Genomic DNA, 14,860 nt, shown 5'->3' on the forward strand with positions numbered 1-14,860 from the left:
CCTTGCCTCGGTGTTACGAGCGGGTTGTCGGGACCTCACCCCGGCGGTGGTGATGCCGCGCGCCGCCTGGCCGGGTGGACCCGATGTGCACGGGGTCACCGTCCAGCAAGCAAAGACCCAGCTCTCGCAGTTGCTCCGGCGGGTCGAGGCGGGCGAGGAGATCGTGATCCGGCGCGGGCCCGAGCGGGTCGCACTGCTCGTTCGAGCCCCGGCAGCTCCTGGCCAGCGGCAGATCTGGGCCGATCTGAAGGGGCGCGATGCACGAGGACTTCGACACGCTTCCCGACGACTTCGATCCGTACCGGTGAACGAACTGCTGCTCGACACCGACGTCGTCGTGTAACTCCTCCTCGGGGACCGCCAGCGGTTAATGTGTTAGGTTTTCTGGAATTTCTTAACATGTATTGCCGATAGGGTGGAAGAGTTACCACGTGTGGAACCCTGAGATCCCCTTCAACGCCCTGCCGCCGCTCCCGCCGAAAGACATCGATCTCGAGCCCCGGCAGGTACTCAAGGCCACCATCGACGCCCGTATAGCTCTGGCAACTCTGGCCCAGGCCGGTCGGCTACTGCCCAATCCCAACATCCTGACTCACGCCGTCCCGCTGCTGGAGGCGCAGGCGAGCTCCGAGATCGAGAACATCGTGACCACAGCAGATGCGCTGTTCAGGCACGCCGACTCCGGCGGAGGAGACCAGGCAACCAAGGAAGCACTGCGATACCGGAGCGCGCTGTTCACCGGAGTGGAGTCGATCAAGAACCGGCCGCTCACAGCGGCCACAGCCGCTCAGGTCTGCTCGACCCTGCAGGGTCGCGACATGACGATTCGCGCGGTGCCCGGAACGCGGATCTACAATCCCGCCACCCGACGGATCATCTATGCCCCGCCGGAGGGCGCAGACCTCATCCGCGGGAAGCTATCGGACTGGGAGCGGTTCGTGCATGCCGACGACGATCTGGATCCGCTCGTACGCGTAGCGTTGGCCCACTATCAGTTCGAGGCCATCCACCCGTTCCACGACGGCAACGGCCGAACCGGACGGGTCATCAACATCCTCATGTTGATCGAAGCCGGCTTGCTGCACGACCCGATCCTCTACCTCTCGCGGGCGATCATCGCCCGCAAGAACGACTACTATCGACTACTGCGAGCGGTGACGGCCGACGGCGCTTGGATCGAGTGGATCCTGTACATGCTCGATGCGGTTCGCGTGTCGGCGGCATCGACGACACGCAGGATCGACGCCATCCGGGTATGCCAGGACGACATCGCCGAGCGGGCGCGCGCCGCCACCACAGGCGGGCGTGACGCGCGGTTCCTGGCTGTGTTGTTCGAGCAGCCCTACTGCCGCATCAACACGGTTGCCGATCGCTGCGACGTCTCGCGTCAGACCGCGTCGTCGTGGCTGCACGCCTTGGTCGGCACCGGGCTCTTGAGCGACCGGAAAGTGGGCCGGGAACTCCTGTTCGTCAACGACGAGTTCCTGGGTGTTCTAACCCGTCCAGAGTGATTGCGAAGGAACTGATCCCTTGCGATACATCATCATTGCGTGGTGGGTTCAGATGAGAGTGTCCTTGGGACAACGGTCTCCGCCGCTGCCTCGTCGTGGCTCCCGCATAGACGGTCGTTTGCGATAGACCGTGCGGGTCGGCGTGCCGATCCGGCATCGTTTCGGTCACCGAGGAGATAGTTGGGTCGTGTCGTTGGAGTCCGTCCTTGCCGCCTACGGAGCCAGAGCGGGCGAGTACATCGATGTGGTCGGCCGCATCGACAATGCAGCCGCGCCCGATTTGATGCTCGTGCAGCGGTGGGCGCACAGCGTCGAGGGGCGTGTGCTCGACGTGGGTTGCGGCCCTGGCCAGTGGACGCACTACCTCGCCGGCCTCGGAGTCGACGTCGAGGGGCTCGATCCGGTAGCCGAGTTCATCGAAAGCGCGCAGGCCACCTATCCCGACGAGCGCTACCGGATCGGCCGAGCGGAAGCCTTGGGTGTTGGTGACGGCGCGCTCGGCGGTGTGTTCGCGTGGTACTCACTCATTCACACCGATCCCAAGCAGATCGACGCTCCGCTCGACGAGTTCGCGCGATGTATCCGTCCGCGCGGCGGCCTCGTGCTCGGATTCTTTACCGGCTCGGAACTCGCACCGTTCGAGCACGCGGTCACAACGGCGTACTGCTGGCCGCTTGACCTCCTGGCGTCCAAGGTCGAGGCGGCAGGGTTCGCCGTCACGCACACCGAGTCACGGGCGGATCGCCCCGGACGAACGCTCGCCACGATCCTCGCAACCCGCACAGTTGGTTCACAGTTGGTCCGACCTCTGCGCCCCTAGGCGGAGTCGCGGAGTTCGTGTTCGACGGCACGGCGAATCCGGGCTGAATGCGCCCTTCACTGCAGAGCTGCTCGAGCGTGGTGAGCCGATAACGGATTGCAGCACTTCTGCTCGGGTCAGGGCAGGTCACAGCGATGGTGCGATGTACTCGCACCGTAGGTCGGAGACCCGAGCGATATGCCCGAAGTCGCGATCCGCGGCAAGCACAGTGGCATCGTTGACGATGGCGTAGCCGGCGATGAGAATGTCTTGGTGCGTCGGCCGCACGGACCAGCCCACCGCCCCGCAGTGCCGCCTGGATATCCAGCACGAGCGATTCGTCGGGTGCCCGCTCGAGCGGGAACCCGAGGGAGATCCGCTCCCGGTAAGCCGCATGCTCCTCAGGGGTCCGGGCGCTGTGGCAGAACTCGAGCACCTGGGGCGGGCAGGTGACGAAAAGGTCGGCCGGAGCTCGCTCGATCCGCCGCAGCCGCGCTGCAACGCCCGCGTCACCAGCGGCCAGCCTTGCCCAGACCGAGTTGTCGACCAGATAGTCGGTCACAACGCCCGAGGCTCGTCCGGGACAACTACCGGCGCCCCGATCTCACGACCGAGGTCGGTCAACTCCGAGATACCGTCGATCATCGCGCCTTTCTGTTTTGCGGCAATGAGTCGACGCAATGCGAGATCGAGGACGGCCCGATTCGATCGCTCGCCGGTGAGCGCCTTGGCTCGCTCGATGAGCCGCGGATCCAGGTCGACACTTGTGACTGCCATCGCACCCCCACCAACAGGGAACCGGAACCGTCTGGCGAGTCCCGCTATGCGGAGAGCACCAGACCGGAGGTCGGCACGCCAGTACCGGCGGTGACCAGCACGTTCGACACGTCGTTCACTTGGTTGACCGAGGTGCCGCGGATCTGCCGAACAGCTTCGGCGATCCCGTTCATCCCGTGGATGTACGCCTCGCCGAGCTGGCCGCCGTGGGTGTTGATCGGCAGCCGGCCGTCGATCTCGATCGCGCCATCGGCGATGAAGTCCTTCGCCTCGCCCGGGCCGCAGAAGCCGAGCTCTTCCAATTGCATCAGCACGAACGGGGTGAAGTGGTCGTAGAGGATCGCGGTCTGGATATCGGACGGACCCAAGCCGGACTGCGCCCACAGCTGCTCGCCGACCAGGCGCATCTCCGGCAGCCCGGTCAGTGCATCCCGGTAGTAGCTGGTCATCACGTACTGATCCGCACCCGAACCCTGTGCCGCCGCAGTCACATACGCGGGCCGGTTGGGTAGATCCGCGGCCCGCTCGGCCGAGGTGATCACCAGCGCGATACCCCCGTCGGACTCCTGGCAGCAATCCAGCAGGTGCAACGGCTCGGCGATCCACCGCGAGTTCTGGTGATCCGCCAGGGTGATCGGCTTGCCGTAGAAGAACGCGGCCGGATTCACCGCGGCATGCCGCCGGTCGGCCACCGCGACCCGGCCGAAATCCGCACTGGTCGCGCCGGTGACATGCATATACCGGCGGGCGACCATCGCCACCTGGGCCGCGGGAGTGCCCAGCCCGTGCGGGTAGGACCACGAGGCGTCCACCCCGTTCGAGGTCGGCGCACCGGCGAGCGCGGTGGAGAACTGGCCGAACCGGGTCTCAGAACGCTCGTTGAACGCACGGTAGGCGACGACCACGTCGGCGATGCCGGTGGCCACGGCCAGCGCCGCGTGCTGCACCGTGCCACACGCCGCCCCACCACCGAAATTGATCCGGCTGAAGAACGTCAGCTGCGGGACACCGGTCGCCCGGGCCACGGCGGCCTCGGAGTTGGAGTCCATGGTGAACGTGGTCATGCCGTCCACGTCACTCGGCCGCAACCCGGCGTCGGCCAGCGCCGCCTGCACTGCCTCGGCGGCCAGCCGCAGCTCGGTGCGGCCGGAATTCTTGGAGTAGTCGGTGGCACCGATCCCGACGATCGCTGCCTTTCCGGAGAACACCGCATTTCCCGAGCTGCTCACGACTGTCCTTCCGCGTACACCACGGTCGCGATCACGTGGTCGCCCAACGAGTCCCGACCGGTGACCGCCACGGTGACCACCCCATCGTCGACGGCGGTCACCTCGCCGGTGAGCGTCACCGTGTCGTAGGCGTACCAGGGCACGCCGAGCCGCAGCGAGATCGAGCGCAGCATCGCGGTCGGTCCGGCCCAGTCGGTGACGAAGCGTTGCACGATCCCGGTGTCGGTGAGGATGTTGACGAAGATGTCTTTCGAGCCGCGCTCGACCGCCTTGTCCCGATCGTGGTGCACGTCCTGGAAGTCCCTGGTGGCCAACGCGGTCGACACAACGAAGGTCGGGTCTGCGGTGATGATCAGCTCGGGCAGCTTGTCGCCCACCGCGGCGGCCGTCATGCCTGCTCCTGGATCGCGGGGCGCCAGAAGGGCAGCGTCACATCGTCGTCGACGGCGAGGTAGTCGACCCGCACCGGCAGGCCGATCTCGACGTCGGCCGGATCGATCCCGCGCAACTCACCGAGCATCCGCACCCCCTCGTCCAGTTCCACCAGCGCTACCACGAACGGCAGCGCGCGACCGGGCACTTTCGGCGCGTGGTGCACCACGAAGCTGAACACGGTGCCGGTACCGGCCGCGACCTGATAGTCGACCGGCGCCGAGCGGTCCTGCCAGATGGCCGGGATCGGCGGATGGCGCAACCCGTCCGGGGTGCGCTGGATCCGTAGCTCGCCGACCTTCGTTCCGGCCCAGAAGAACTCGGTGTCCCGGGAGATCGCCGGGCGCACCAGCTGCGACACGTCCGCTGCGGATTCCCGCTTCGGCGCCGTCCCCGGCGCGAACTTCAATACCCGGAACAGCATCTCGGCCACCGGCTCGCCGACGGAACCTTCCCCGTCGCTCCGGACCGACCACACATTGCGGGTGGTCACGAACCAGCCCATGCCGAGCGCGGTCTGCTTGGGGCCCACCACCTTCTGCAACTCGATGGTCAGGGTGACCTGCTCACCGAGGCGGAGGTAGCGGTGGTAGGTCTGGTCGCAGTTGGTCGCGACGATGGAGGTGAACCCGGCATCGTCGAACAGCCGGATGATCCGGCCGAGCGGGTCGTCGGTGGTCCGCGAGCCGTGCAGCCCGGGCATGGTCCACACCTGCGCCATCGCCGGCGGCGCGACGATTCCCGGATGCCCGGCCGCGCGCGCCGCGGCATCGTCGACGTAGATCGGGTTGGCGTCGCCGATCGCCTCCACCCAGTTGTTGATCATCGGCTGGTTCACCGGGTCCCGCGCGGTGCGCGGCTTGCTCGGGCCGTCCGCCTTGATCCGCTCGGACTCGACCAACAGCTCTGCGGCGCTTATAGTCTCAGTCATCGGGGCACCCTCGGCAGATCGAGTCCGGCGGTGGCGATCAGTTCACGCATCACTTCGTTCACCCCACCGCCGAAGGTGATCACGACGTTCTGTTTGGTCCGCCGGTCCAGCCATTCCAGCAGTGCAGCGGTATCCGGCTCGGCCGGGTCGCCGTAGCGGCCGACCACCTCCTCGGCGAGGCGTCCGACCCGCTGGATCCGCTCGGTGGCGAAGACCTTGGTCGCTGACGCATCCGCGATGTCGACCGCCCCGTCGGTGGCGGCGACCTGCCAGTTGAGCAGCTCGTTCAGCCGGAAGGTCGCGTGGATCTCGCCGAGGATGTTCGCCACGTCCGGCTCGCCGAGCAGGTCGTGATCGGCCGCCCAACGGCGCAGCCGATCGTAGATTCCACCGATCCGGCCGGCCGGACCCAACATCACCCGCTCGTGATTGAGCTGGGTGGTGATCAGCCGCCAGCCCTCGTTCTCCGTGCCGACCAGCATGCTCGCCGGCACCCGGACATCGCTGTAGTAGGTGGCGTTCACGTGGTGCGCGCCGTCGCAGGTGATGATCGGGGTCCAGCTGAACCCCGGGTCGGCGGTGTCCACGATCAGGATCGAAATACCTCGATGCCGGCTGTCCGCGGGGCCGGTGCGGACCGCCAGCCAGATGAAGTCGGCGTCGTGCCCGCCGGTGGTGAACGTCTTTTGCCCGTTGACGATGTAGTGGTCGCCGTCCCGGACCGCCGTGGTGGTCAGGGCGGCCAGATCGGTGCCCGCCTCCGGCTCGCTGTAACCGATCGCAAAATGCACCTCGCCGGCCAGAATCGCCGGCAAAAACCGGGCCTTCTGCTCGTCGGTGCCGTAGGTCTGCAGCGTCGGCCCGACGGTCTGCAGCGTCACCGACGGGAGCGGCACGTCCGCCCGGGCCGCCTCGTTGACGAAGATGTCCTGCTCGACCGGGCCGAACCCGCGGCCGCCGTACTCGACCGGCCAGCCCACGCCGAGCCGGCCGTCCTTACCCATCCGCCGGATCACCTCACGGTAGGTCGGGCCATGTCGCTCGGTGGCCATCACGGCCGCCTCGGCCGGGGTGACCAAGCCGGCGAAGTACTGCCGTAGCTCGCGTTGCAGCGCTCGCTGATCGTCGGTCAGGTCGATGAACATCAGCGCGCTCCCACCGATCGCCCCACTTCCGCCAGCCGTGCGCTCGGACCACCGAGGCCCCGCACGAGATCCTTCACCTGTGACGAATAGCGATGCAGCGGATAGTCCACATCCACCCCGATCCCGCCATGCAGGTGGTGACAAATACGCAGGGCCGGTGGCACCTCCGCGGCGATCCAATACCCGAGCACCGCCAGGTCGTCGTCGGGATCCAAGCCCTCGGCCAACCGCCATGCCGCCGACTGCGCGCCGACGTGCAGCGTGCGACCGGTCACGTAGACATCGGCGATCTGCTGCGCCACGGCCTGGAAGGTAGCCAGTGGTTTACCGAACTGATGTCGGGTGCGCACATGCCCGGCGGTGAGCCCGATGGCGCCGGCCAGCAGGCCGTCTGCGACCGCGCCGACGGTGGCGAGCCGGTAACGATGCAGCACGGCTGGATCGGCCTCGATCAGGTGTCGGGCCCGGGCACCGTCGAGCACCAGCGTGGCCTCCGGCGTTCCGGCCGAGGTCCGGGTCGGAATGCATGACACGCCTTGGTCGGTCGGGCCCACCACGGCCAGGCCGAGATCGGTCGGGAGCAGGATGGCAGCCGCCTGTGCCGCGTACGGGACGCCGACCGTGCGACCGAACAACCGACCGCGGGCGGCGTCGGTCTCGACCCTGATGGGTGCACCGGCACCCGGCTGCCGGAGCCCAGCGGTCAGCACCGCACCGGTCGCCACCCCGGCAAGCAACTCGTCCGCTACTTCGGGCCGGGCGGTTGCCAGCACCGGCAACACCCCCAACCCGAGGGTCGCCTGCGCCGGCACCTCCGCCGCGCCCCGAGCCAGCTCGTAGAGCAGGGTGCACACGCCGAGCAGACCGAGGTCGTCACCACCGAGACGAGCCGGCAACGGTGCAGACAGCAGCCCGGACTCGACCAGCGCCGGCCACAGTGCCGCGCCCGGTGCGCGTCGGACCAGCTCCACCGCAACCTCGGCTACCGCGGCCTGGCTCTCGTCCCTGGCAAAGTCCACTGGCGCTCCCACCGATTAGAACGTGTTCCAGTTGTATCACACCGCGCCGAGCGCCGTCGCCATGCCCGGCGCACCACTTCGGCGATATTGCACCGGATTTACGTCCGGAAAAGTGTTGCGGGAACGTAAAAGTGGTGCGGTCAGCGGGGGAGGCCGAGGATACGTTCGGCGGCGACGGTGCGCAGGACCTGGGTGGTGCCGCCGGCGATCGACAGGCACCGGGTGAGCAGGAACTCCTGACCGTCCGGACCGGCCGCGGCGCCGGCCGCGCCGGCCAGCTCGAACGCGAACTCGGCGACGTCCTGCCGGTACTGCACCCCGACCAACTTGCGCACGCTGGATTCCGCGCCCGGCCCGGCACCGGCCAGCTGCCGGACTGCCGCCCGCAAGCCGAGCAACGACCCGGCCACACCGGTGGCGATCAGCGCGCCGAGCCGGGCGGATGCGACCGCGTCGGCTGCCGGCACCGTCGTCAGCAACCGCTCCAGGGTCGCGTCGAGCCGGGTCCCGCCGATCGCCACCCGCTCGTTGGCCAGCGTCGTGTTCGCCAGCTTCCAGCCTTCGTTCACCGCGCCGACCACGCACTCGTCGGGGACGAGTACGTCGTCGAGAAAAACCTCGTTGAACCGGGGCTCGCCGATGATCTCGACCAGTGGCACCACCCGGATGCCGGGCGAACGCATGTCGACCAGGAAGTAGGTGATCCCGCGGTGTTTCGGCGCGGCACGATCGGTGCGAGCCAGGCAGATCCCCCAGTCGGCGTCGGATGCCTTCGACGTCCACACCTTCTGCCCCGACAATCGCCAGCCGCCCTCGACCCGGGTTGCCGTGGTGCGCAACGACGCCAGATCCGAGCCCGCCTCCGGCTCGCTGAACAGCTGACACCAGGTCAGCTCGCCACGCAGCGAGGGCCCGACGAACCGCTCGACCTGCGCCGGGCTGCCGTGCGCCAAGATCGTCGGCAACGCCCAGGCACCGATCACCAGGTCCGGCACCTCGATTCCGGCCCGATCCAGTTCCTCGGCGATCACCAACTGCTCGGCCGGATCGGCATCCCGGCCGTACGGGGTGGGCCAGTGCGGCGCGAGCAGTCCGGCGCCGACCAGCGCAGCACGCTGCTCGCCCGCCGGGCGGCCCGCGATCTCGGCGACCCAACCGGCGATCTCGGCCCGCAGCTCGGCGTCGCCGGCGTAGCCGATCCGGGCCGTCCGCCGGGCGCCGGCGCGGCTCAACTCGGCGACCCGGGTATGCCAGCGGTCCGCTCCGCCGCACAGCTGTCGCATCGCGGCGACCCGACGCAGGTAGAGGTGCGCATCGTGTTCCCAGGTGAAGCCGATCCCGCCGAGCACCTGGATGCAATCCTTGGCAACCTCGACCGCCGCCGCGAACGTGACCGACGCCGCCACCGCCGCAGCGATCGGCAGCTCGGTACCGGACTCGGCGGCGAGCGCCGCATCCCAGGCGACCGCCCGAATCGACTCGACCCGGCAGAGCATTCCGGCGCAGAGGTGTTTGACCGCCTGGAACTTTCCGATCGGCTGACCGAACTGCTCGCGCACCTTGGCGTAGGCGACCGCGGTATCCAAGCACCACCCGACGACCCCGGCTGCTTCGGAAACTGCCAGCAGCACAGCGAGATCGGCCAGCTCCGGAAGTGGGCCGAGGATGCGATCGGCACCGATCGGGGTGTCGGCGAACCGGACCTCGCCGAGTGGGCAGCTCGGGTCCAGCGGCTCGACCGGCACCAGCTCGACGCCGAGCCCGCCGGCATCGACCAGGCACCAGACCCGCTCCCCGGGCAGCTCGGCCGCCACCAGGAGTGCGACCCCGGGGGCGGCACCCCGCACCGGACCGGCCGACCCGCCGAGCACGATCCGATCGCCGTCGCGGCGGCCGGATACCGATTGCCCGACAACGGCACACGGCAACTCGCCGGCCACGATCGGGGCACACCAGCCCCGCGCCGCCGCCGCACCGCGGGCGACCGCCAGTCCGGCCAGCGCGGTCTCGGCGATCGGCCCACCGGCCAGTTCGCGGGCGCACTGCTCCAGCATCACGGCGAGGTCGAGCAGGGAACCGCCGAAGCCGCCGCAATCGTCCGGCACGGCGACCCCGAACACACCCAGCTCGGCGAGGGCCGGCCAGCTCACCCGCCAGCTGTCGGCGGCTGCAGCCGGGTCGGCCCGCCGGGTGCCGATCGGATCGGCCGCTCCCGCCCAGGCCGCGATCGATTGCTGAACCGCACACTGTTCCGCGGTTGTGGCAATTGTCCCGTCGGTGGCAATCGTCACAGCACCTGCCGCCTTTCCGGGCCATTCGAAATGGCCTAGAACGTGTTCTAATGAATTCTTGGATCAAGAGTCAAGTTGCGGTATCGATGCAAGAACAGGATTCGCCATGACCCCGCCCGCGAGCCCAGCCGGAAACCCGACCGCGGCAGAGGAACCGGTAACCCTGCCGGCGACCGTCGTCACGCTCACCGATTCCGATCTGAGTTCGTCGGCCCAGCGCAAACGGCGGCGGCGGATCCTGGACGCGACATTGGCGCTGGCCTCCAAGGGGGGCTACGACGCGGTGCAGATGCGGGCCGTCGCCGAACGTGCCGACGTGGCGGTCGGCACCCTGTATCGATACTTCCCGTCCAAAGTGCATCTGCTGGTTGCGGCCCTGGGCCGGGAGTTCGAACGGATCGACAGCAAACGCCGCGGCCCGCTGGGGGACACGCCGCACCGGCGGATGCATACCCTGCTCGGCCAGATCACCCGGTCGATGCAGCGTGACCCGCTCCTCACCGAAGCGATGACCAGGGCATTCATGTTCGCCGACGCGTCGGCTGCAGCGGAGGTGGACCGGGTCGGCCGATTCATGGACCGAATGTTCGCGCAGGCCATGCGCGGCGACGACGAAGAACCCACCGAACGGCAGCTGGCCATTGCGCGGGTGATCAGTGAGGTCTGGCTGTCGAATCTGGTCGCCTGGATCACCCGCCGTTCGTCACCCAGCGACGTCGCGGCACGTCTCGACCTCGCGGTTGATCTGTTGCTCGGCGATTCGAGCGAATAACCTTGCCCCCGTTGAAGCGCCGAGCGGCGACGCGCACTATTTTGACGGGGTGACTGCCGGAGATCTACCTGTCGAGCTCTGTCGTGAACTTGCCCGGATCGCGCGTACCCCACGCTTGCTCGTGGCCTCGGACTACGACGGCACGATTGCGCCGATCGTGTCCGACCCCGCCGAAGCCCACCCCCATTCGGAATCGGTGCGCGCGTTGCGGGCGCTGGCCGGACTGACGGCGACGACCGCGGCGGTGATCTCCGGTCGGGCGCTCCGCGACCTCGCGGTGCTCTCCCGGCTACCGGTCGAGGTGCATCTGGTCGGCAGCCACGGCTCCGAATTCGACCTCGGATTCGTGCACGCGATCGACAACGACGCCAAACAGCTGCTCGACGAGATCATCACCGAGCTCACCGACCTGGCGTCCACCCATCCCGGGGTGACCGTCGAGGTGAAACCGGCCAGCGTCGCGTTGCACGTGCGTAATGCCACCCCGGAAGTAGGCCGCCAAGCGCTGGATCGCGTCCGCCACGGCGCCGCCAGCTGGGTCGGGGTGCAGGTGACCGAGGGCAAAGCGGTGATCGAGCTGGCGGTGGTGCCGACCGACAAGGGTTACGCGCTGGATCTGCTCCGGCACCAGGAGAGCGCCTCGGCAGCAATCTTCTTCGGCGACGACGTCACCGACGAGAAAGCGTTCGCCCGGTTGCAAGGCCCGGACATCGGGGTGAAGGTGGGCGAGGGCGCATCACTCGCCGGCTTCCGCGTTCCGGACACCGGGTCGGTGGCCGCCGCGCTGGCGTTCCTCCTGGAAGAGCGCCGCACCTGGCTGGCCGGGGCGAGCGCCCCGCCGATCGAGCGGTGCACCATGCTGGCCAGCCCCCGATCGGTTGCCTTGCTGACCCCCGACGCCGTGGTCACCTGGTTCTGCCACCCCGAACCGGACTCGGCCGCGATGTTCGCGCACCTGCTCGGCGGACCGGCTGCGGGACACTTCTCGATCCGCCCGGAGCGGACCGGGCTACCGCTGTCCCAGCGGTATCTGGACGGCACGATGACCGTCGAAACCCGTTGGGCAAAGCTTCAAGTGGTCGACTACCTGCCGCACGACGTCACCCCGGACCGGACCGATCTCACCCGGGTGATCACCGGTGAGGCGCCGGCGATCGTCGAGTTCGCGCCGCGGCCCGAGTTCGGCCAGGTGCCGGTACAGATCGAAGCCGAGGCCGAGGGTCTGCGGGTGCACGGGCCGAACGACCCGCTCGTGCTCCGCTCGCCCGGCGTCACCTGGGCGGTGGTCAGCGACGGAACCCACCAGACCGCACGCGCCGTCGTCGACCCGTCGACCGGGCCGATCGTCCTGGAACTACGCTGCGGCACCGGCGATCTCGGCGCCTCGCCGACCGACGAGGCGGCCCGGCGGGACCGGGCGGAAACCTACTGGTCGAGCTGGACCCGCACCCTGCACCTGCCGCCGCTCAAGCCCGACCTGATGAAACGTTCCGCGTTGACCCTGCGCGGGCTGGTGCACCAACCGTCCGGATCGATCTTGGCCGCCGCCACCACGTCGCTGCCCGAAGACATCGGCGGGGTGCGCAACTGGGACTATCGCTACTGCTGGTTGCGCGACGCGGCGCTGACCGCATCGGCGCTGGTCTCGGTGGGCTCCCTCGGCGAGGCACAGGCCTACCTGGGCTGGGTGCACGACGTGTTGGCGACGCTGTCCGGACCGGAATGGCTGCACCCGCTCTACACCCTCTACGGCGGTGGCCTGCCGCCCGAAGCCGTGATCGACTCGCTACCCGGCTACGCCGGGTCCCGCCCGGTGCGGGTGGGCAACGCCGCGAACATGCAGGTGCAGCTGGATGTGTTCGGCCCGATCGTCGATCTGATCCACCTGCTGGCGCGGGCCCGAGCCGACCGCGGCATGCCCGACCCACTGCCCGATCGGGATTGGGAGTTGGTCTGTGCCATGGTCGCTGCGGTCACCCGGCGCTGGCACGAGCCGGACCACGGAATCTGGGAGATCCGCGGCAACCCGCGGCACCACGTCTACTCCAAGGTGATGGGCTGGCTGACCGTCGACCGGGCGACCGACCTGGCGCAGCGATACGAGCGGGAGGTCGACCCCGCGTGGCCGCAACTGCGCACCACGATCGCCGACGACGTACTCACCAACGGCTGGAACGACGAGGTGCAGTCGTTCACGGCCGCCTACGACGGCACCGACCTGGACGCAGCGTCGCTGCACATCGGATTGTCCGGACTGGTCGATCCGGCCGACCCGCGGTTTGCGGCGACCGTCCTCGCCACCGAGGCCGACCTCCGCAGCGGTTCGACGGTGTACCGGTACCACCACGACGACGGGTTGCCGGGCGGTGAAGGCGGATTCCACCTGTGCGCGGCGTGGCTGGTCGAGGCATATCTGCTGGTCGGCCGGCGATCCGATGCCGAGGCCCTGTTCGATCAGTTGGTGCACGCGGCGGGTCCGACCGGGCTGTTGAGCGAAGAGTACGACCCGGTCGCGGAGCGGTCGCTGGGCAACCATCCGCAGGCCTACAGCCATCTGGGGCTGCTGCGGTGCGCCCAGTTGTTGAGCGCCGGCTAGCAGTCGCGCCGGCGCTACTGCGCGTTCGCCAGTGGCCGCATCACCGAGTAGAGCGTGCGGTACGCCTCCAGCATCCGCTCCGGGCTCTCGGCGAGGCCGGCCAGCATGACCAGGTAGCCGTAGGATCCCTCGCCGTGGCCGACCGTGGCCTGTTCGGCGCGCACATCGATCTGTCGTACACCGTCGATCCCGTGCAGTACCTCCGACCAGCCCGGCGTCAGCGCAACCGGGGTATCCAGCGGCGGCTGCAGCGCGATCGCGAACGACACCCCGTTGCGCGGGCCGCGCTGGTCGAGTTCGGGCTCGATCTCGGCGCCCACCGCGGCCAGCGCCGCACAGCGGTACAGCGACACGCCGGTGGTGTCGGCGACGATGCCCGGAACACCGCCGCCCCCGATCCGGCCGTTCACCTCGATGATGCGAGGGCCGTCCGCGGTCAGCTTGATCTCGGTATGCAGGCAGCCGGTCCGGATACCGAGCGCCGCCGCCGCATCCGCTACGGTCGCGGCCAGCTCCGCCGACCGCTCGGGGCAGAGTCCGGCCGGTGCAAACGCCCCGGTCTCGCGGAACTCGGCGGCCAGCGGCATCCGTCCGACCACCTGAACGGTGTGCACCACGCCGGCGCCGACCACCGACTCGACCGAGACATAGTCGCCGTACTCGCCGCGCTGCCCGGGCGGGTACTCACCGAGACACTCTTCCAAGATCATCGGGCGGAGGTCGCCGGCCGCGCGCAACGCAGCGAGCTGCCACGCGGCTGCACCCGCGTCCGGAGCGGCGAACGTGGTCCGGCCCCCGGCACCCACCGTCGGCTTCAGCACCGCCGGGTACCGCACAGCGTCGAACGACGTCGGCTCGGTGGCGACGCCGAGCTCGACGAACTCGGGCACCGGGACACCCGCCGCGGCCAACGCCCGCCGTTGCTCGCCCTTGTCGACCAGCCGGTTCGCCACCTCGGGTGGATTACCGGGTAACCGCAAGATCTCGGCGATCTCCGCCGTACGGACCAACTGTGCGTCGGCGAACGTGGTCACTCCGTCCACGCCGGCCGATGCCAGCACGGCTGCGGCTTCGTGGACGGAACCACCGATATCGCATACCCGGCCGAAGCGGCCGAGCTGGCGTCGATCGGCTGCCGTGAGCCGAGCGTCGTCCACCGCCCAGACGATGTCCATCCAACCGGAGTAGATCCGGGCCAGGTGCAGCAGCGAAATCGAGTCCACTTCATGGACGATCGCCAGCGTCGGTACGTCGCGCAGCACAACCCCCTCGATCCGAACGGACGATGGACGGTCCAACTACCCTGCAAACTTTCTCGGCCGCCATACGGTAACTCGAGCGGTCGACCTTTGCCGGGC

The 14,860-nt window shown here is 68.7% G+C and carries 13 protein-coding genes; 5 read left to right on the top strand and 8 right to left on the bottom strand.

Annotation, left to right across the window (positions count from 1 at the left end):
* The first annotated feature begins 10 nt into the window (after window positions 1–10).
* The 3 genes from KV203_RS17620 (at window position 11) to KV203_RS17630 (ending at window position 2,331) form a co-directional block, all read left to right on the top strand.
* A complete protein-coding gene (locus tag KV203_RS17620; RefSeq protein WP_217995963.1) occupies window positions 11–343 on the top strand; it encodes a type II toxin-antitoxin system Phd/YefM family antitoxin in 333 nt (110 codons plus the stop codon).
* Between the two features lie 88 nt (window positions 344–431).
* Window positions 432–1,511, top strand: a complete 1,080-nt coding sequence (locus KV203_RS17625; protein WP_066469567.1) for a Fic family protein — start codon at window positions 432–434, stop codon at window positions 1,509–1,511.
* Between the two features lie 187 nt (window positions 1,512–1,698).
* Window positions 1,699–2,331 carry a class I SAM-dependent methyltransferase gene (locus KV203_RS17630; protein ID WP_066469661.1) on the top strand — a complete coding sequence of 211 codons (633 nt, stop codon included), beginning with the start codon at window positions 1,699–1,701 and terminating at the stop codon, window positions 2,329–2,331.
* A 537-nt stretch (window positions 2,332–2,868) separates the two neighbouring features.
* On the opposite strand, the gene KV203_RS17635 is transcribed toward KV203_RS17630, so the two are convergent.
* From KV203_RS17635 to KV203_RS17665, 7 genes are all read right to left on the bottom strand, one after another.
* The gene (locus tag KV203_RS17635; RefSeq protein ID WP_066469563.1) at window positions 2,869–3,087 is read right to left on the bottom strand and encodes a type II toxin-antitoxin system VapB family antitoxin; all 219 of its coding nucleotides are present in this window, start codon (window positions 3,085–3,087) and stop codon (window positions 2,869–2,871) included.
* 44 nt (window positions 3,088–3,131) lie between these two features.
* Window positions 3,132–4,316: a lipid-transfer protein gene (locus KV203_RS17640; protein WP_246600207.1), complete on the bottom strand. Its 1,185-nt coding sequence runs from the start codon at window positions 4,314–4,316 to the stop codon at window positions 3,132–3,134.
* Complete coding sequence (locus tag KV203_RS17645; RefSeq protein WP_066469561.1) at window positions 4,313–4,708, bottom strand: MaoC family dehydratase; 396 nt, start codon at window positions 4,706–4,708, stop codon at window positions 4,313–4,315. The genes KV203_RS17640 and KV203_RS17645 overlap by 4 nt, the downstream gene beginning before the upstream one ends.
* Window positions 4,705–5,679: a bifunctional MaoC family dehydratase N-terminal/OB-fold nucleic acid binding domain-containing protein gene (locus KV203_RS17650; RefSeq protein ID WP_066469560.1), complete on the bottom strand. Its 975-nt coding sequence runs from the start codon at window positions 5,677–5,679 to the stop codon at window positions 4,705–4,707. The genes KV203_RS17645 and KV203_RS17650 overlap by 4 nt, the downstream gene beginning before the upstream one ends.
* Complete coding sequence (locus KV203_RS17655; RefSeq protein ID WP_066469559.1) at window positions 5,676–6,824, bottom strand: acyl-CoA dehydrogenase family protein; 1,149 nt, start codon at window positions 6,822–6,824, stop codon at window positions 5,676–5,678. Before KV203_RS17655 ends, KV203_RS17650 begins: the two co-directional genes overlap by 4 nt.
* Window positions 6,824–7,843, bottom strand: a complete 1,020-nt coding sequence (locus KV203_RS17660) for an acyl-CoA dehydrogenase family protein (RefSeq protein WP_066469558.1) — start codon at window positions 7,841–7,843, stop codon at window positions 6,824–6,826. The genes KV203_RS17655 and KV203_RS17660 overlap by 1 nt, the downstream gene beginning before the upstream one ends.
* 140 nt (window positions 7,844–7,983) lie before the next feature.
* Entirely contained in the window at window positions 7,984–10,134 is a 2,151-nt protein-coding gene (locus KV203_RS17665; RefSeq protein ID WP_246600208.1) for an acyl-CoA dehydrogenase family protein, read from the bottom strand.
* Window positions 10,135–10,240: 106 nt separating this feature from the next.
* Between KV203_RS17665 and kstR the strand changes: the two genes are divergently transcribed.
* Together kstR and otsB are read left to right on the top strand one after the other, a co-directional pair.
* Window positions 10,241–10,906: a cholesterol catabolism transcriptional regulator KstR gene (gene kstR / locus KV203_RS17670; RefSeq protein ID WP_083529988.1), complete on the top strand. Its 666-nt coding sequence runs from the start codon at window positions 10,241–10,243 to the stop codon at window positions 10,904–10,906.
* A gap of 49 nt (window positions 10,907–10,955) precedes the next feature.
* The gene (otsB, locus tag KV203_RS17675; protein WP_066469557.1) at window positions 10,956–13,502 is read left to right on the top strand and encodes a trehalose-phosphatase; all 2,547 of its coding nucleotides are present in this window, start codon (window positions 10,956–10,958) and stop codon (window positions 13,500–13,502) included.
* Window positions 13,503–13,516: 14 nt separating this feature from the next.
* On the opposite strand, the gene KV203_RS17680 is transcribed toward otsB, so the two are convergent.
* Window positions 13,517–14,764: an ATP-grasp domain-containing protein gene (locus tag KV203_RS17680; protein WP_066469555.1), complete on the bottom strand. Its 1,248-nt coding sequence runs from the start codon at window positions 14,762–14,764 to the stop codon at window positions 13,517–13,519.
* Between the last annotated feature and the right edge of the window lie 96 nt (window positions 14,765–14,860).

The sequence above is a fragment of the Skermania piniformis genome, assembly GCF_019285775.1.
Classification (GTDB): Bacteria; Actinomycetota; Actinomycetes; order Mycobacteriales; family Mycobacteriaceae; genus Skermania; species Skermania pinensis.